General features: G+C 65.7%; 18 protein-coding genes. 12 read left to right on the top strand and 6 right to left on the bottom strand.

Annotated elements, in window-relative coordinates; translation table 11 throughout:
• Window positions 1–50 precede the first annotated feature (50 nt).
• Window positions 51–638, top strand: a complete 588-nt coding sequence (gene hisB / locus ACK8OU_RS02010; RefSeq protein ID WP_410301676.1) for an imidazoleglycerol-phosphate dehydratase HisB — start codon at window positions 51–53, stop codon at window positions 636–638.
• Window positions 638–1,276 (top strand): imidazole glycerol phosphate synthase subunit HisH, encoded by a 639-nt coding sequence (gene hisH, locus ACK8OU_RS02005; protein WP_410301675.1) that lies wholly within the window; start codon window positions 638–640, stop codon window positions 1,274–1,276. The genes hisB and hisH overlap by 1 nt, the downstream gene beginning before the upstream one ends.
• A 14-nt stretch (window positions 1,277–1,290) precedes the next feature.
• Here hisH and ACK8OU_RS02000 read toward each other — a convergent pair whose 3' ends face one another.
• Window positions 1,291–1,674, bottom strand: coding sequence for a DUF2147 domain-containing protein (locus tag ACK8OU_RS02000; RefSeq protein WP_410301673.1), 384 nt, complete (start codon window positions 1,672–1,674; stop codon window positions 1,291–1,293).
• A gap of 158 nt (window positions 1,675–1,832) precedes the next feature.
• On the opposite strand from ACK8OU_RS02000, the gene hisA reads away from it, so the two are divergent.
• The 5 genes from hisA to ACK8OU_RS01975 all read left to right on the top strand — a co-directional run bounded on the left by hisA (window position 1,833) and on the right by ACK8OU_RS01975 (window position 5,411).
• Window positions 1,833–2,552 (top strand): 1-(5-phosphoribosyl)-5-[(5-phosphoribosylamino)methylideneamino]imidazole-4-carboxamide isomerase, encoded by a 720-nt coding sequence (hisA, locus tag ACK8OU_RS01995; RefSeq protein ID WP_410301672.1) that lies wholly within the window; start codon window positions 1,833–1,835, stop codon window positions 2,550–2,552.
• 117 nt (window positions 2,553–2,669) lie between these two features.
• The gene (gene hisF, locus ACK8OU_RS01990; RefSeq protein ID WP_410301670.1) at window positions 2,670–3,428 is read left to right on the top strand and encodes an imidazole glycerol phosphate synthase subunit HisF; all 759 of its coding nucleotides are present in this window, start codon (window positions 2,670–2,672) and stop codon (window positions 3,426–3,428) included.
• 14 nt (window positions 3,429–3,442) lie between these two features.
• The gene (locus tag ACK8OU_RS01985; protein WP_410301669.1) at window positions 3,443–3,760 is read left to right on the top strand and encodes a phosphoribosyl-ATP diphosphatase; all 318 of its coding nucleotides are present in this window, start codon (window positions 3,443–3,445) and stop codon (window positions 3,758–3,760) included.
• Between the two features lie 135 nt (window positions 3,761–3,895).
• Complete coding sequence (locus ACK8OU_RS01980) at window positions 3,896–4,642, top strand: alpha/beta fold hydrolase (protein ID WP_410301668.1); 747 nt, start codon at window positions 3,896–3,898, stop codon at window positions 4,640–4,642.
• 55 nt (window positions 4,643–4,697) lie between these two features.
• Entirely contained in the window at window positions 4,698–5,411 is a 714-nt protein-coding gene (locus ACK8OU_RS01975) for an alpha/beta fold hydrolase (protein ID WP_410301667.1), read from the top strand.
• 45 nt (window positions 5,412–5,456) lie between these two features.
• On the opposite strand, the gene phaZ is transcribed toward ACK8OU_RS01975, so the two are convergent.
• Window positions 5,457–6,743 carry a polyhydroxyalkanoate depolymerase gene (gene phaZ, locus ACK8OU_RS01970; RefSeq protein ID WP_410301666.1) on the bottom strand — a complete coding sequence of 429 codons (1,287 nt, stop codon included), beginning with the start codon at window positions 6,741–6,743 and terminating at the stop codon, window positions 5,457–5,459.
• A gap of 100 nt (window positions 6,744–6,843) precedes the next feature.
• Between phaZ and phaC the strand changes: the two genes are divergently transcribed.
• The 5 genes from phaC to ACK8OU_RS01945 all read left to right on the top strand — a co-directional run bounded on the left by phaC (window position 6,844) and on the right by ACK8OU_RS01945 (window position 12,441).
• Window positions 6,844–8,637, top strand: coding sequence for a class I poly(R)-hydroxyalkanoic acid synthase (gene phaC / locus ACK8OU_RS01965; protein ID WP_410301664.1), 1,794 nt, complete (start codon window positions 6,844–6,846; stop codon window positions 8,635–8,637).
• Between the two features lie 142 nt (window positions 8,638–8,779).
• A complete protein-coding gene (locus ACK8OU_RS01960; protein WP_410301662.1) occupies window positions 8,780–9,226 on the top strand; it encodes a phasin family protein in 447 nt (148 codons plus the stop codon).
• Between the two features lie 143 nt (window positions 9,227–9,369).
• Window positions 9,370–9,933, top strand: coding sequence for a polyhydroxyalkanoate synthesis repressor PhaR (gene phaR / locus ACK8OU_RS01955; RefSeq protein WP_410301660.1), 564 nt, complete (start codon window positions 9,370–9,372; stop codon window positions 9,931–9,933).
• A gap of 157 nt (window positions 9,934–10,090) precedes the next feature.
• Window positions 10,091–12,037, top strand: a complete 1,947-nt coding sequence (thrS, locus tag ACK8OU_RS01950; RefSeq protein ID WP_410301658.1) for a threonine--tRNA ligase — start codon at window positions 10,091–10,093, stop codon at window positions 12,035–12,037.
• Between the two features lie 197 nt (window positions 12,038–12,234).
• Window positions 12,235–12,441 (top strand): cold-shock protein, encoded by a 207-nt coding sequence (locus ACK8OU_RS01945; RefSeq protein ID WP_275733150.1) that lies wholly within the window; start codon window positions 12,235–12,237, stop codon window positions 12,439–12,441.
• A 100-nt stretch (window positions 12,442–12,541) separates the two neighbouring features.
• On the opposite strand, the gene ACK8OU_RS01940 is transcribed toward ACK8OU_RS01945, so the two are convergent.
• From ACK8OU_RS01940 to proS, 4 genes are all read right to left on the bottom strand, one after another.
• Window positions 12,542–12,865 (bottom strand): ArsC/Spx/MgsR family protein, encoded by a 324-nt coding sequence (locus tag ACK8OU_RS01940; protein WP_410302003.1) that lies wholly within the window; start codon window positions 12,863–12,865, stop codon window positions 12,542–12,544.
• A gap of 1 nt (window position 12,866) precedes the next feature.
• Entirely contained in the window at window positions 12,867–13,592 is a 726-nt protein-coding gene (locus ACK8OU_RS01935; protein ID WP_410301656.1) for an ABC transporter ATP-binding protein, read from the bottom strand.
• Window positions 13,585–14,877 (bottom strand): ABC transporter permease, encoded by a 1,293-nt coding sequence (locus ACK8OU_RS01930; protein ID WP_410301655.1) that lies wholly within the window; start codon window positions 14,875–14,877, stop codon window positions 13,585–13,587. The genes ACK8OU_RS01935 and ACK8OU_RS01930 overlap by 8 nt, the downstream gene beginning before the upstream one ends.
• Window positions 14,878–15,060: 183 nt before the next feature.
• Complete coding sequence (gene proS, locus ACK8OU_RS01925; protein ID WP_410301653.1) at window positions 15,061–16,398, bottom strand: proline--tRNA ligase; 1,338 nt, start codon at window positions 16,396–16,398, stop codon at window positions 15,061–15,063.
• Window positions 16,399–16,409 lie beyond the last annotated feature (11 nt).

The raw sequence follows: 16,409 nt of genomic DNA, 5'->3' as shown, positions 1-16,409 counted from the left end.
CCTGTCGCCCCCCGCCGCCTATAACGGCGCCACAGCATCGGAGGCGCCTCATGCGGACAGCGACCATCACGCGCAACACGGCCGAAACGCAGATCACCGTGACGGTGAACCTCGACGGGACCGGGGCCTATGACAACAAGACCGGCGTGGGGTTCTTTGACCACATGCTGGACCAGCTGGCGCGCCATTCGCTGATCGACCTGACGATCCGGGCGGCAGGCGATCTGCACATCGACGATCACCACACGGTGGAAGATACCGGCATCGCGCTGGGTCAGGCGCTGACGCAGGCGCTGGGCGACAAGCGCGGCATCCGCCGCTATGGCCATTTCGCGCTGGCGATGGATGACACGCAGGTCGCCTGCGCGCTGGACCTGTCGGCGCGGCCCTTCCTGGTCTGGAACCTGGACTTCCCGACGCAGAAGATCGGCCAGTTCGACACCGAACTGGTGCGCGAATTCTTTCAGGCACTGTCCACGCATGGCGGCATCACGCTGCATGTCGACCGGGTGCACGGCTTCAACAGCCACCACCTGGCCGAGGCCGCCTTCAAGGCGGTCGCGCGCGCGTTGCGCATGGCGGTGGAACCCGATCCGCGCATGGCGGGCGTCCTGCCCTCGACCAAGGGGGCGCTGTGATGCTGACGGCGCTGGTCGATTACAACTCGGGCAACCTGCATTCGGCGGAAAAGGCCTTCCAGCGCATGGCGGCCGAGGTCGGCGGCGGCGAAATCCTGGTGACCTCGCGCCCCGAGGATGTGGCCCGCGCCGACCGGATCGTGCTGCCGGGCGACGGCGCCTTTCCGGCCTGCCGGCAGGCGCTGGACGACTTCGCCGGCCTGCATGAGGCGATCGAAGAGGCCGTGCGCCGCAACGGCAAGCCGTTCCTGGGCATCTGCGTGGGCATGCAGATGCTGGCCAGCTGGGGCCGCGAATATCACGACACCGCCGGTTTCGGCTGGATCCCCGGCGAGGTGGTGCGGATCACGCCGGCCGATGCCACGCTGAAGGTGCCGCACATGGGCTGGAACGATCTGGTGATCGACCGCCCCCACCCGGTGCTGGACGGGATCGCCACCGGCGATCACGCCTATTTCGTGCATTCCTATCACTTCAAGGTGGACAACCCCGCCCATCTGCTGGCGCATGCCGATTACGCCGGCCCCATCACCGCGATCGTGGGCGAAGGCAACATCGTCGGCACCCAGTTCCACCCGGAAAAAAGCCAGGCCACCGGCCTGCGGCTGATCGGCAATTTCCTGCGCTGGGCGCCCTGACCGCCGGGCGCGGCTCAGTCAATGCGCGTCCAGTCCTGCGACTTGCACAAAAGCCCGCCCGCCACGCAGCCCGACAGCTTCATGCGCTTGCCCGACAGCGCGATCTTGCCGGTGTAGATCTTGTCGTTCGCGGGCCGCCAGACCTTGCCCTCATATTTCCCGCCACCCTTCGGGGCCATGTCGATCACGATCTGCCGCCCGACATTGGGCGATGGATATTCCGCACCGTCGCGGAAGCTGCGCGCGATCACACCGCAGTAATTCGCCCCGCAGGGCGCGATGCGGACATGGGCATAGGCCCCGTCATCCGCCTGTGTCTGCCACAACCCCTCGATCGGCTCGGCCACAGCCGCCCCCGCCGCCAGCGCCGCCAGCGCCGCCCACATCCAGATCTTCATGCAAAACCCTCCCCGGTTGCCCGATACCATCTGGCCATGCCCCCGCCGCGCACGGCAAGCATGACGTTGCGTTGTCCCCCGCGCCCGCGGGGCTTTGCATTCCCCCCACCCCTGTGGCATGAGACGCCAACCCCGCCGCCCAACCCACCGGAGGCTTCATGATCCTTTACCCCGCCATCGACCTGAAAGACGGCCAATGCGTCCGCCTTCTGCACGGAGACATGGACAAGGCCACCGTCTTCGGCGACGACCCTGCCGCCCAGGCCGCCAGGTTCCAGGCCGCGGGCTGCGAATGGGTCCACCTCGTCGATCTGAACGGCGCCTTCGCGGGGGCGCCGGTGAACGCGGCGGCGGTCGAGGCGATCCTCGCCCGGATCAATGTGCCCGCGCAGCTTGGCGGCGGCATCCGCGACATGGCCACCATCGAACGCTGGCTGTCCAGGGGCCTTGCCCGCGTGATCCTGGGCACGGTCGCGGTGGAAACCCCCGACCTCGTGCGCCAGGCCGCACGCGCCTTCCCCGGCCAGGTCGCCGTGGGCATCGACGCGCGCAACGGCCGCGTCGCCACCAAGGGCTGGGCCACGGAAACCGATGTCATGGTCACCGACCTGGCCCGCAGCTTTGAAGATGCCGGCGTCGCCGCGATCATCTACACCGACATCAACCGCGACGGCGCCATGACCGGCCCCAATATCGACGCGACCGAGGCGCTTGCCCGCGCCGTCAGCATCCCGGTGATCGCCTCGGGCGGGGTGTCGTCGCTGGCCGATCTGATCGCGTTGCGCGACACCGGCGTGATCGCGGGCGCCATCTCGGGCCGCGCGCTTTACGATGGCGCCCTCGACCTGGCGGCGGCACTGGCCGCACTCAAGGCCTGATCTTCTTCTTGGCCGAAATACTCCGGGGGTGCGGGGGCAGCGCCCCCGCCCTGCCTGACGTCTCGGTGCTTGCCCCGGGACAGCCCTGCCCTGTAAGAGGGCGCAAAGGAGTCCGCCATGCTCAAGACCCGCATCATCCCCTGCCTTGACGTGGCCGATGGCCGCGTGGTCAAGGGCGTCAACTTCGTCAACCTGATCGACGCGGGCGACCCGGTCGAGGCCGCCAAGGCCTATGACGCGGCCGGCGCGGATGAACTGACCTTCCTCGACATCCACGCCACGCATGAAAACCGCGGCACGATGTATGATCTGGTCACCCGCACGGCGGAACAATGCTTCATGCCGCTGACGGTGGGCGGGGGCGTACGCACGCAGCATGACGTGCGCGCGCTGCTGCTGGCAGGCGCCGACAAGGTCAGCTTCAATTCCGCCGCCGTCGCCAACCCCGATGTCGTGGCCGAGGCCGCCGACCGCTTTGGCAGCCAGTGCATCGTGGTGGCGATCGACGCCAAGACCGTGGGCCCCGGCAAATGGGAAATCTTCACCCACGGCGGGCGCCGCCCGACCGGCATCGACGCGGTGGACTTCGCCCGCACCGTCGCCGCCAGGGGCGCGGGCGAGATTTTGCTGACCTCGATGGACCGCGATGGCACGCGGGCGGGCTTCAACATCCCGCTGACCCGCGCCATCGCCGATGCGGTGGACATCCCCGTCATCGCCTCGGGCGGGGTCGGCACGCTGGACCACCTGGTCGAGGGCGTCACGCAGGGCCATGCCTCGGCGGTGCTGGCCGCGTCCATCTTCCATTTCGGCGAATACACGATCCGGCAGGCCAAGGAACACATGGCCGCCGCCGGCATCCCCGTCCGCCTGTGAAGAAAGCCGCATCCATGACGACACCCACGCTTGACCGCCTTGCCGCCACCATCGCCGCCCGCAAGGGTGCCGATCCCGACAGTTCCTGGACCGCGAAGCTGCTGGCCAGGGGCCCGGAAAAATGCGCCGAGAAATTCGGTGAAGAAGCCATCGAGGCCATCATCGAGGCGGTGAAGGGCGATCGCGCCCGGCTGACCGCCGAGGCCGCCGATGTGATCTATCACCTGCTGGTGATGCTGGCCGCGCGCGATGTGGCGCTGGCCGATGTGCTGGCCGAACTCGACCGGCGCGAAGGCACCTCGGGCATCGCGGAAAAGGCCGCGCGGGGCTGACCCGGGCCGGTCCCACCGGCCCCAAAAGCAGGGCCCCCAGGCAGGGACCCTGCAAGCGGCACCCATCACACTGGCACCCATCACACTGGCACCCGGCGACGGGGCGGGTTAGTCTGCCCCTGACAAGGAGGCCAGATGACCGAATATCTTACCACCCCCGAAAACCGCCGCATCGCCTATGACCGGACCGAGGGCAAGGGGCCGGGCATCGTCTTTCTGGGCGGCTTCCGGTCCGACAAGGAAGGCACCAAGGCCCTGGCGCTGGCGGCGTGGGCGCGCGCGCAGGGCCGCGCCTTCCTGCGCTTTGACTATTCCGGCCACGGCCAGTCGGGCGGCGATTTCCTGGACGGCGCGATCGGCGACTGGTTCGAAGATGCCCGCGACACGATCACCGCGCTGACGCAGGGGCCCCAGGTTCTGGTCGGGTCTTCCATGGGTGGCTGGATCGCGCTGCTGATCGCGCGGGCGATGCCCGAACGGGTGGCGGGCCTGGTCACCATCGCCGCCGCCCCCGATTTCACCGAAGACAGCATGTGGGCCGCGATGGACGCCCCCACCCGCCGCCGGCTGGAGGAGACGGGCCGGATCGAACTGCCCTCGGATTACAGCGATGATCCCTATGTCATCACCCGCCGCCTGATCAACGAAGGCCGCAACCGGCTGGTGCTGCGCAGCCCGCTGTCCCTGCCCTTCCCGGTGCGGATGCTGCAGGGCACGGCGGATGCGGATGTGCCGCAGGATGTGGCGCTGCGCCTGCTGGCCCATGCCGATTGCCCCGACATGCGGCTGACGCTGGTCAAGGGCGCCGATCACCGCTTTTCCGACCCCGGCTGCCTGCGGCTGATCGAAACCGCGCTGGATGAGGTACTGGCCCGTCTGTGATCCCCGTCCCCCCCCCCACTCGCGCCCCCAGCCAGCCAGCCCGCCCGAGGCCCAGATGCGCCCTGAACCGCTGCTGATCCTGCCCGGACTGATGGCCGATGCACGGCTGTTCTGGCACCAGATCGTCACCTTTTCCGCCACCCGCCCGGTGCATGTGGCCACCCTTGCGCAGGGCACCACGATCGAGGAAATGGCCGAGGCGGTGCTGGCCGATGCACCCCCGGCCTTTGCGCTGCTGGGCCATTGGCTGGGCGCGCTGGTGGCGATGGAAATCCTGCGCCGTGCGCCGGACCGGGTGACGCGGATCGCGCTGGCCGATGTCTCACCCCTGCCCGAATCGCCCCAGCTCGCGGCCGCGCGCGAACCGCGCATCGTGCGCGCCCGCGCGGGCAAGCTGACCGAAGCGATGCTGGAGGAAATCCCGCCCGAGGCGCTGGCCCCCGGCCCGGGCCGGATCGAGGTGCAGGCGATGATGATCGACATGGCCGAGGCCCTGGGCGCCGGGGTCTTTCAGCGGCAGTCCCGCGCGCTGATGCGCCGCCCCGACCAACAGCGCGCGCTGCGCAATACCAGGGTGCGGGCGCTGCTGCTGTGCGGCGAACATGACACGATCTGCCCGCCCCGGCGGCATGAATTCCTGGCCGAGCTGATGCCCCATGCCAGCTTCCGGCTGATTCTGGGCGCGGGCCATCTGGCACCGCTGGAACAGCCGGAAAAGGTCACCCAGGCGCTGCGCGAATGGCTGGATGCGCCCCTTCTGCTGAAATGAAAGGCGGCCCCGCAGGGCCGCCGGTCTTGCGGAATTGCGTGCGGGTCAGCCGACCGGGCGCAATGCGGACACCTTGGTGCGTCCCTTGGGCCGGACGCTGCCGCCCGCGTTCTGGTCGATGAAGTCCAGCACCAGCGGGCGGATGTTGTTGCGCCAGCTGGACCCGGCAAAGATGCCGTAATGGCCCGCGCCCGGTTCCAGATGACGCGCCTTCTTGCTGTCCGGCAGGCCGGTGCACAGCCGCAGCGCCGCCACGCATTGCCCCGGCGCGGAAATGTCGTCTTCCGTGCCTTCAACGGTTTTCACCGCGACGGTGGTGATCTTGCCGATATCCACCTGCTTGCCGGCCACGACAAAGCGGTTCTGCGCGACCTCCAGGCCCTTGAAAAGGCGTTCCACGGTGGACAGGTAGAATTCCGCCGTCATGTCCATCACCGCCAGGTATTCATCATAGAAGCGGTTGTGGTGGTCATGCTCGGACCCATCGCCCTTGGCCTCGTTCAGGATCTTTTCCTGGAAGGCGGCGGAATGCTTGTCGAGGTTCATCGAGATGAAGGAGGCCAGCTGCATCAGCCCGGGATAGACCATCCGGCCGACGCCCTTGTATTTGAAGCCCACGCGCTGGATCACCAGATGTTCCAGCTGACCCATCGTCACGCGCCGGCCAAAGTCGGTGACATCGGTAGCCGCGGCGTCGGGGTCGACCGGACCGCCGATCAGCGTCAGCGTGCGCGGCTGGGCGGCGGGCTCTTCCTCGGCCAGATAGGCGGTGGCCGCCAGCGCCAGGGGCGCGGGCTGGCAGACCGCGATCACGTTGATGTCAGGGCCCAGGTGGCGCAGGAATTCCACCAGGTAGAGCGTGTAATCCTCGATGTCGAACTTGCCCGCCGACACCGGAATGTCACGGGCATTGTGCCAATCGGTCACATAGACTTCGCAATCGGGCAGCAGGCTGGCCACGGTTGACCGCACCAGCGTCGCGTAATGGCCCGACATCGGCGCCACCAGCAACACCCGGCGCGCCATCGGTTCGCGGCTGGAGACGTTGAAATGGATCAGGTTTCCGAAGGGCTTTTCCACCAGCGTCTCGACATCGACCAGATGGTCGCGCCCGTCGGTGCCGGTGATCGACCGGATGCCCCAGTCGGGTTTGATCACCATGCGCGCGAAGGACCGTTCCGTCACCCGCCCCCAGGCGGACATGACCTTGAACATCGGATGTGGCACCATGCCCCAGACCGGGTAGGACGCCATCGCGCGGGCCGAGGCCCCCATCCATTCATTGGTATTTCTGATGGTTTCCATCAGGTCGTATCGCATCATGCCCTTCATTCAGGTCTCCTTCGCGAGAGGCACTATTAACCATTTCGCCGCTTTACCCCCCCGCGCATGCGACGGTATGATTCACGGAAGATAGGGAGGATTCATTACCATGACAACAAGTGACAAGTCTCCGCCCGCTGCATCGCAGCAAATGATCGGAAATCTGGCGAAAATCGAGGCTTTGTCGCAACGCCTTGTCGCCGCGCTGTCCAACAAGCGCAGCCCGAACCCCGCGCTGGAAGGTCCGGGTGCCGACCTTTACCTTACGGCAGGGGCGGCGATGATGAAGGAATGGATGGATCATCCCTCGCGCATTCTCGAATCACAGGTGAATTACTGGGGCCAGGCGATGAAGCACTACCTTGAGGCCAGCCAGGCGCTGGCCCAGGGCCCGATGAAGCCGCCCGCCGACCCCGGCCCCAAGGACCGCCGCTTTGCCAACCCGCTGTGGGACAGCCACCCCTATTTCAACTTCATCAAGCAGCAATACCTGATCTCGGCCCGCGCGCTGGAGGAAACGGTTTCAAAAATCGACGGGCTGGAAGAAAAGGATCGCCGGCGCGTCGATTACTTTACCCGCCAGATCATCGACATGCTGGCGCCGACGAATTTCCTGGCGACCAACCCAGACGCGCTGGAACGCGCCATTGAAACCGAAGGCGCAAGCCTGGTGAAGGGGCTGGAAAACCTTGTGCGCGACATCGAGACGAACAAGGGCGACCTGGTCGTGACCCTGTCCGACAAAGAGGCCTTTCAGGTCGGCGGCAACATCGGTACGGCCGAAGGCGCGGTGGTCTATCGCAACCGCCTGTTTGAACTGATCCAGTACAGCCCCACGACCGACAAGGTCCACAAGACCCCGCTGATCATCTTTCCGCCGTGGATCAACAAGTTCTATATTCTGGACCTGAAGCCGCAGAACAGCCTTGTGCGCTGGATCGTCGATCAGGGGTTCACGCTGTTCGTCGTCAGCTGGAAGAACCCCGATCCAGGCTATGCCGACACCGGCATCGACACCTATATCCAGGACGGATATCTGGCCGCGATCGATCAGGTCAAGGCGATCACCGGCGAGCCAAAGGTCAACGCCGTCGGCTATTGCATCGCCGGCACCACGCTGGGCCTGACGCTGGCGTTGCAGGACAAGCGGCGCGACAAGTCGATCAATTCCGCCACCTTCTTCACCACCCTGACCGATTTTTCCGATCAGGGCGAATTCACTGCCTTCCTGCAGGATGATTTCGTCGACGGGATCGAGGCGCAATGCCAGGCCGATGGGATGTTGTCATCCTATTTCATGACGCGCACTTTCAGCTATCTGCGCTCGAACGACCTGATCTATCAGCCCGCGATCCGCAGCTACATGATGGGCGAACCGCCGCCCGCCTTCGACCTGCTGTTCTGGAACGGCGACAGCACCAACCTGCCCGCGCGCATGGCGGTGGAATATCTGCGCTGGCTGTGTCAGCAGGACCGCTTCACGCGCGAGGGCGTGGATATGATGGGCGAAACGCTGCATGTGTCGGGCGTCAAGGTGCCGCTGTGCGCCATCGCCTGCGAAACCGATCATATCGCGCCCTGGATCGCATCGTTCAACGGGGTGGCGCAGATGGGATCGACGGACAAGACCTTCATCCTGTCGGAATCAGGCCATATCGCGGGCATCGTGAACCCGCCCAGCAAGGGCAAATACGGCCATTACACCAGTACCGCGCCCATCGAAAATCCCAACGAATGGAAGGGGATGGCCGATTACCACAAGGGCAGCTGGTGGCCGCGCTGGGGCGCCTGGCTGGCCGAACGGTCCGGGCGCATGGTCGCGGCACGCAAACCCGGCGGGCCGGATCATCCGGTGCTGGCCCCGGCGCCGGGCACCTATGTCGTGGAACAGGTCCAGGTCTGAACCCGATCCGGGTTTTCATGAATTTTCTGCGGTGCGGCATACGGGCCTTGAATTGCTGCGCCGCAGCATGTATATGATGTGCAGAGCGACACGGGCCCCTCGCCGATCTTCTTCCGGGCCCACAGCAATTCGGAGAGAGCACATGGCCAAGACCCAAGACTTCACCAAGATCATGCAGGACATGATGGCGTCCTTCCCGGTGGATACCGCAAAATTCCAGGACGCGTTCAAATCGCAGGCCGCGCTGGGCGAAAAGATGACCAAGGTGGCGCTGGACGCCGCCGAGAAATCGACCGAGATTTCCTCGAAATGGGCCAAGGAAACCCTGACCAAGGTCGGCGCGCTGGCCAAGTCCAAGGAAGAGCCGGCCGATTACGCCAAGGCGATGAGCGATTTCGCCTCGTCCGCCGCGGAAATGGCGGCCGAAAACATGGCCGCCTTTGCCGAAGTGGCGAAGAAGGTGCAGATGGAAACCGTCGAGCTGATGCTGGCCGCCGGCAAGGACATGTCCGACGACGCCACCGCCGCGGTCAAGAAAGCGACCGAGGAAGTGACCGCCGCCGCCAAGAAGGCGACCGCCGCGAAATAAGGTTTCCGCAACCCGGCTTCCTCCTCCCTGCCGGGTCGGACCTGGAAGGGCGAGCCCATGGCTCGCCCTTTTTTTCTTGTGTTGCTTTTGCCGCGCCGCGGCCTAAACATTGCCGCGCTGCCAACAGACCCCGGGAGGACAGGATGGCCGAAACCGCGAAAGACGCGAAACCCCTGCTGATCAAGCGCTATGCAAGCCGCCGCCTCTACAATACCGAAACCAGCGACTATGTGACGCTGGAAGATATTGCAGGTTTCATCCGCGACGGGCGCGAGGTGCAGATTATCGATCTGAAATCCGGCGACGACCTGACCCGGCAATATCTGCTGCAGATTATCGCCGAACATGAAAGCCGGGGCGAAAGCGTTCTGCCCATCGACGTGCTGACCGATCTGGTGCGCAGCTATACCACATCCGCGCAAAGCGTGGTGCCGCAGTTCCTGGCCGCCAGTTTTGAAATGCTGCGCGAAGGCCAGTCGAAGATGATGGAGAATTTTTCCTCTTTCCCCAATCCGATGGCCTCGATGCCCGGTTTTGACGCGCTGCAACGCCAGCAGCAGGCCTTTCTCAAATCGATGATGAGCGGCTGGCCCGGCGCGACCGAAGACACCGATGATGCCAACCAGCCCGCATCGGGCGACCGCGATGATCTGGCCGCAATCAAGAAGCAGCTGGCCGAACTGCAATCGAAACTGTCCAAACTCTGACACGTTGGCGCAAGCCGGGGCCCCCGGGACGGCGGCGCGCACGCCCGGCCGCGGTGCGGGGCGCCGCATTGACTTTTGCCCCGAAAGCCCCGATAGCGGCGCGACCATAACCCGCAACCGGGCGTTCCGTGGGCGCCAAACCGACGAGGAGGACGACATGTCCCAGATCACCCTCACCTTTCCCGATGGCAATCAGCGCAGCTATGACGCGGGCGTGACACCTGCCCAGGTCGCGGCCTCGATCGCGCCCTCGCTGGCCAAGGCCGCCATTTCGGCCCAGATCGACGGCAAGCACTGGGATCTGGCCTGGCCGGTCACCGAAGATGCCGCCATCGCCATCAACACGATGAAGGACGACGCCCCGGCGCTGGAACTGATCCGCCACGATCTGGCGCATGTGATGGCGCGCGCGGTGCAGGAAATCTGGCCCGATGTGAAGGTCACCATCGGCCCGGTGATCGAAAACGGCTGGTATTACGACTTCGACCGCAAGGATCCCTTCACCCCCGAGGACCTTGGCCAGATCGAAACGAAGATGAAGGACATCATCAACCGCCGCGACCCGGTGACGACCGAGATCTGGGACCGCGACCGTGCGATCCGGTATTATGAGGCCAACAACGAACCCTACAAGGTCGAACTGGTCGGCATGATCCCCGAAGGCCAGCCGATCCGCATGTATTGGCACGGCCACTGGCAGGACCTGTGCCGCGGCCCGCATCTGCAGCACACCGGCCAGCTGCCGGCCGATGCCTTCAAGCTGATGACCGTGGCCGGCGCCTACTGGCGCGGCGACAGCACCCGCCCGATGCTGCAACGCATCTACGGCGTGGCCTTCAGGACCCGCGACCAGCTGAAGGCCCACCTGACCATGCTGGAAGAGGCCGCCAAGCGCGACCACCGCAAGCTGAGCCGCGAGATGGACCTGTTCCACATGCAGGAAGAGGCGCCGGGCCAGATCTTCTGGCACCCCAACGGCTGGAACATCTATGTCACGCTGCAGGACTATATGCGCCGGATGCAGCGCACGGGCGGCTATGTCGAGGTGAACACCCCCCAGGTGGTGGACCGGCGGCTCTGGGAAGCCTCGGGGCATTGGGAAAAATATCAGGAAAACATGTTCATCGTCGAAGTGGACGAGGAACATGCGCGCGAAAAGTCGATCAACGCGCTGAAGCCGATGAACTGCCCCTGCCATGTGCAGATCTTCAACGTGGGCCTGAAATCCTACCGCGACCTGCCGCTGCGCATGGCCGAATTCGGCTCGTGCAACCGCTATGAACCCTCGGGCGCGCTGCACGGCATCATGCGGGTGCGCGGCTTCACCCAGGATGACGCGCATATCTTCTGCCGCGAGGATCAGATCGAATCGGAAACCAAGCGGTTCATCGAATTCCTCTCGACCGTCTATCGCGACCTGGGTTTCGAGGCGTTCAAGATCAAATTCTCGGACCGTCCCGACACCCGCGCCGGATCGGATGAGGTCTGGGACAAGGCCGAAGCCGCGCTGATGCAGGCCACCCGCGCCGCCGGTTACGACTTCATCATGAACCCCGGCGAAGGCGCCTTCTATGGCCCGAAGCTGGAATTCGTGCTGACCGATGCGATCGGGCGCGACTGGCAGTGCGGCACCCTGCAGGTCGATTTCGTCCTGCCCGAACGGCTGGATGCCAATTACATCGGCGAAGATGGCGCCAGGCACCGCCCCGTCATGCTGCACCGCGCCACGCTGGGGTCGTTCGAACGCTTCATCGGTATCCTGATCGAAAGCCACGCGGGCAAGCTGCCCTTCTGGCTGGCCCCGCGCCAGGTGGTGGTGGCCTCGATCGTCTCGGATGCGGATGACTATGTGCATCAGGTCGTAGCCGCCCTGCGCGCCGCCGGCATCCGCGCCGAGGCCGATGCGCGCAACGAAAAGATCAACTACAAGGTCCGCGAACATTCGGTGGGCAAGGTCCCGGTGATCCTGGCCATCGGCATGAAAGAGGTCGAGGACCGCACCGTTTCCGTCCGCCGCCTGGGCGAAACCCGCACCGAAACCGCCGCGCTGGACGCCATCATCGCCGAACTTGGCGCGCAGGCCACACCGCCCGACCTTCGGTGACGCTTTTGTGAATCCAGGCCCGGGGCCGCAGCGCGGCCCCTTTTTCTGTTGATTTTTGGCGCGCTTCGGGCATCCTTTCCCGCGCGTGACCTGCGACTTTCCTACCGCCTCCCTATCTGGGGCAGCCGGAAGACCCGAAAGACCTGGCTGCACGGCCCGTGGCAATCCCGCCCGGGATGACTTGACGGAGAGACGGAATGGCCACTGGCACCGTGAAATGGTTCAACACCACCAAAGGTTATGGCTTCATTGCGCCCGATGACGGCGGCAAGGATGTGTTCGTGCACATCTCGGCGGTCGAACGTGCAGGGCTCAAGGGGCTGAACGACAACCAGAAGATCGCCTATGAACTGCAGTCCGGCCGCGACGGCCGCGCCTCGGCGTCGGATCTGAAGCTGCTCTGATCACAGCCCGAAACACCCGAACGGCCCGGCATCGCGCGGGCCGTTTTCGATTTCTTCTTGGCAAAAATACTCGGATTCCGCCGTGGCCACCGGCGCGCCGTCAGATCCCCTGCGCGACCTGCGCCGCCTTGTCCCAGCCCAGCGTCAGCACCCCGCCACGGATCACCGGCCGTTTCATCAGCGTCGGATGGGCCGCCAGCAGATCCGCCATCGGGCGGGCCCGCGCCGCCTCATCCAGGCCCCGCCAGGTGGTCGAGGCGCGGTTGATCAGCCGGTCGCCGAAGGCTTCGACGAATTCGCCAATCTCGGCCGGGCTCAACGGCTCCGCCCGCACATCGCGCAGGCGCACCGCATGGCCCGCCGCCTCCAGCGCCTTCACCGCCTTTTTCACCGTATCACAGGTCTTGATCCCATAAACGATCATCTCAGCCCCCGCTTTGCTTGCCATCCGCCAGTCCCCTGTCTGCCGTCGTCTCATCCGTCAGCCGACCCTCTGCCAGCCGCACCACCCGGTCCATCCGCGCGGCCAGCTCCATGTTATGCGTGGCGATCAGGGCCGACAGTCCGGTCTCGCGCACCACCTCCATCAGCACCCCGAACACCTGGTCCGAGGTCGCCGGATCCAGGTTCCCCGTCGGCTCGTCCGCCAGCATCAGCCGCGGGGCATTGGCCAGCGCCCGGCAAAACGCCACGCGCTGCTGTTCCCCCCCCGACAGCGCCGAGGGCCGGTGATCCATCCGCGCGCCCAGGCCCACGCGCGCCAGCAAGGCCCGCGCCCGCACCCGCGCCGCCGCCCGGCCCACGCCATTGGCCAGCTGCGGCAGGATGATGTTTTCCTCGGCCGAAAACTCGGGCAGCAGATGGTGGAACTGATAGACAAAACCCAGATCGCGGCGCCGCGCTTCGGTCCGGCGACGGTCCGGCAGCCCGGTCAGATCCTGCCCCGCCAGCACCACCCGCCCCGCATCGGGCGTATCCAGCAGCCCCGCAATATGCAGCAAGGTGGATTTCCCCGCCCCCGATGGTGCCACCAGCGCCACCACCTCGCCCCGCGCGATGGTCAGGTCGACCCCGCGCAGCACCGGCACCGCCGTCGGCTTGCCCCGGTTATAGGCTTTCTCGATGCCCGCAAGGCGCAACACCTCATTCATAGCGCAGCGCCTCCACCGGGTTCATCCGCGCGGCCCTGCGCGCGGGAAAGATCGTCACCACGAAGGACAGCCCCAGCGCCAGGATCACCGCACGCGCCACATCCCAGCCCTGCAGCTTCGCGGGCAGCGCATAGATGCCGCGGATCGCCGGATCCCAGGCCCCGCCCCCGTTCAGCCAGTTCACGAACGACATGATCTGGTCGATATGGACCGCCATCGCACTGCCCAGCGCCACCCCGGCCACCGTGCCAATCACCCCGGTGAACGCCCCGCACAAAAAGAATACCCGCAGGACCGACCCTTCCGTCAGCCCCATGGTCCGCAATATCCCGATGTCGCGGCCCTTGTTCTTGACCAGCATGATCAGCCCCGAGGTGATGTTCATCGCCGCGATCAGCACCAGCACCGCCAGGATCACGAACATCACGTTATCCTCGATATCCAGCGCCCGCAGAAACCCGGACGAACTGTCGCGCCAGCTCCACAGCAGCGTCCCCGCGCCCCCCGCCGCCAAAAGCGGCCCGGCCCAGTCATCCACCCGCTCGGGATCGGTCACGAAAACCTCGATCTCATCGGCCGCGCCTTCGCGGTTGAAATAGCTCTGCGCCTCGGCGAAAGGCATGTAGATCCGCGTGCGGTCGATATCCCAGCGCCCGGCGGTAAAGATATAGACGACCTCATAGGCATTGACCCGCGGGCTTGTGCCAAAGACCGTACGCGCCCCGTTGGGCGAGATCACCCGCACCCGGTCCCCCAGACTTACCCCCAGTTCGCGCGCAAGGCCCGACCCGATCGCGATACCCTCGCCGAACCGTGCCAGATCGCCATAGGCGGTTTCCGGGTTCGCCACCCGCGGGATCGTCGCCAGATCCCCGGCCGCGATGCCATAGACCTCGGCCACATTCGACCGCTCACCCATCGTCACCATGACCTGCCCGCGCACCAGGGGCGCAGCCCGCGTCACCCCCCCGACCGCGCGCAGCCGCGCGGCCCGCGCCTCATAATCGCGCATCAGGGGCGACATCACACCGCTGCCCGCCACCACCTCTTGCGGGGCGGAATAGACGGTGACATGGGCATTGGCCCCCAGGATCGTATCAACGAATTCCGCCCGGAACCCCGCCCGCACCGCCAGCGTCAGGATCAGCGCGGCCACCCCCAGGGTGATGCCGATCAGGCTGATCCAGGTCATCACGCTGACGCCGCCCTCGGCGCGGCGCGCGCGCAGGTAGCGCCAGGCGATCATGAATTCAAACGCGGAAAAGGGCGCGGTGCGGCTGGCCATCAGATCTATCCCTCAAACGCGCGCAACGTGACCGCGCCCCGAACCAAGGTCAAGGCCGGCCCGCCGCCGCCCCCTGACAATCGCGCGAGCCCTTTCATCTTGCCCGAAATACCTCGGGGGGGAAGGGCGAAGCCCGAAGGGGGGCAGCGCCCCCCTGCCCGCCCGGCACCCCCGGGCGCGCGCTCAGATCCCCTCGTAGATCGCGGCCACACGCGCCACCGCGGCCTCGGGCGACATTTCCTCGGCCGCGCCGGTGCGACGGCAGGTCAGCTCGACCATGTTGTTCGCAATCCCCCGCGGCCCGACGGTAATCCGCCAGGGCAGGCCGATCAGGTCCATCGTGGCGAATTTCGCGCCCGCGCGTTCGTCACGGTCGTCATAAAGCGGGTCCAGCCCACGGGCCTTCAGCGCGCCATAGATCGCCTCGCAGGCGCTGTCGGTGGACACGTCGCCCTGTTTCAGGTTCACGATCCCCGCGTGGAAGGGCGTCACGCCCTCGGGCCAGATGATGCCCTTGTCGTCATGGCTCGCCTCGATGATCGCGCCCAGCAGGCGGCTGACGCCGATGCCGTGACTGCCCATTTCCACCGGCACGCGGCTGCCATCGGGGGTGACCACGGTGGCGCCCATCGCCTCGGAATACTTGGTGCCGAAATAGAAAATCTGGCCCACCTCGATACCCCGGCCCACGCGGCGGCGGTCCTCGGGGATCTGGTTGAAAACCGCCTCGTCATGGGTTTCGTCGGTGCGGGCATAGGCGCTGGTGAATTCCTCGCAGATCTTCGCCACTTCGGCGCGATCATCGTAATCCACCTGCCGGTCGCCCAGCTTCAGTTCGGGCACCCTGGCATCATAGAACACCTCGGATTCCCCGGTCGAGGCCAGCACCAGGAATTCATGCGTATTGTCGCCCCCGATCGGGCCCGAGGCCGCGCGCATCGGAATCGCGGTCAGGCCCATGCGTTCATAGGTGCGCAGATAGCTGACCATGTGACGGTTGTAGGCATGCAACGCATCTTCGCGCGTCAGGTCAAAGTTGTAGCCATCCTTCATCAGGAATTCCCGGCCCCGCATCACGCCAAAGCGCGGGCGCACCTCATCGCGGAATTTCCACTGGATATGATACAGCGTCAGCGGCAGGTCCTTGTAGCTGTTCACATGGCTGCGGAAGATGTCGGTGACCATCTCTTCATTCGTGGGCCCATACAGCATGTCGCGGTCATGGCGGTCCTTGATGCGCAGCATTTCCTGGCCGTAATCGTCATAGCGGCCCGACTCGCGCCACAGGTCGGCGGGTTGCAGCGTCGGCATCAGCAGCGGGATATGGCCCGCGCGCTGCTGTTCTTCATGCACGATCTGCTCGATCCGGCGCAGCACCCGATAGCCCAGCGGCAGCCAGGAATAGATACCCGCGGCCTGTTGCTTGATCATGCCCGCGCGCAACATCAGCCGGTGGCTGACGATCTGCGCCTCGGCGGGGTTTTCCTTCAGGACGGGCAGGAAGTAGCGGGACAGGCGCATCGGGACCTCTT

The sequence above is a fragment of the Pontitalea aquivivens genome (genome assembly GCF_046507575.1).
GTDB lineage: Bacteria > Pseudomonadota > Alphaproteobacteria > Rhodobacterales > Rhodobacteraceae > Pontitalea > Pontitalea aquivivens.
Note: the sequence above shows the minus strand (reverse complement) of the source record. Positions and strands in the feature narration are given on the sequence as shown.

Bases quoted from the DNA above. Each gene is read 5' to 3' on its own strand.
- phaZ (WP_410301666.1), bottom strand. From the start codon at position 6,743: ATGAAGGGCATGATGCGATACGACCTGATGGAAACCATCAGAAATACC.
- ACK8OU_RS01980 (WP_410301668.1), top strand. From the start codon at position 3,896: ATGACCGAATATCTTACCACCCCCGAAAACCGCCGCATCGCCTATGAC.
- hisB (WP_410301676.1), top strand. From the start codon at position 51: ATGCGGACAGCGACCATCACGCGCAACACGGCCGAAACGCAGATCACC.
- hisF (WP_410301670.1), top strand. From the start codon at position 2,670: ATGCTCAAGACCCGCATCATCCCCTGCCTTGACGTGGCCGATGGCCGC.
- ACK8OU_RS01940 (WP_410302003.1), bottom strand. From the start codon at position 12,865: ATGATCGTTTATGGGATCAAGACCTGTGATACGGTGAAAAAGGCGGTG.
- ACK8OU_RS02000 (WP_410301673.1), bottom strand. From the start codon at position 1,674: ATGAAGATCTGGATGTGGGCGGCGCTGGCGGCGCTGGCGGCGGGGGCG.
- proS (WP_410301653.1), bottom strand. From the start codon at position 16,398: ATGCGCCTGTCCCGCTACTTCCTGCCCGTCCTGAAGGAAAACCCCGCC.
- ACK8OU_RS01930 (WP_410301655.1), bottom strand. From the start codon at position 14,877: ATGGCCAGCCGCACCGCGCCCTTTTCCGCGTTTGAATTCATGATCGCC.
- ACK8OU_RS01935 (WP_410301656.1), bottom strand. From the start codon at position 13,592: ATGAATGAGGTGTTGCGCCTTGCGGGCATCGAGAAAGCCTATAACCGG.
- ACK8OU_RS01960 (WP_410301662.1), top strand. From the start codon at position 8,780: ATGGCCAAGACCCAAGACTTCACCAAGATCATGCAGGACATGATGGCG.
- thrS (WP_410301658.1), top strand. From the start codon at position 10,091: ATGTCCCAGATCACCCTCACCTTTCCCGATGGCAATCAGCGCAGCTAT.
- ACK8OU_RS01985 (WP_410301669.1), top strand. From the start codon at position 3,443: ATGACGACACCCACGCTTGACCGCCTTGCCGCCACCATCGCCGCCCGC.
- ACK8OU_RS01945 (WP_275733150.1), top strand. From the start codon at position 12,235: ATGGCCACTGGCACCGTGAAATGGTTCAACACCACCAAAGGTTATGGC.
- hisA (WP_410301672.1), top strand. From the start codon at position 1,833: ATGATCCTTTACCCCGCCATCGACCTGAAAGACGGCCAATGCGTCCGC.
- phaC (WP_410301664.1), top strand. From the start codon at position 6,844: ATGACAACAAGTGACAAGTCTCCGCCCGCTGCATCGCAGCAAATGATC.
- ACK8OU_RS01975 (WP_410301667.1), top strand. From the start codon at position 4,698: ATGCGCCCTGAACCGCTGCTGATCCTGCCCGGACTGATGGCCGATGCA.
- phaR (WP_410301660.1), top strand. From the start codon at position 9,370: ATGGCCGAAACCGCGAAAGACGCGAAACCCCTGCTGATCAAGCGCTAT.
- hisH (WP_410301675.1), top strand. From the start codon at position 638: ATGCTGACGGCGCTGGTCGATTACAACTCGGGCAACCTGCATTCGGCG.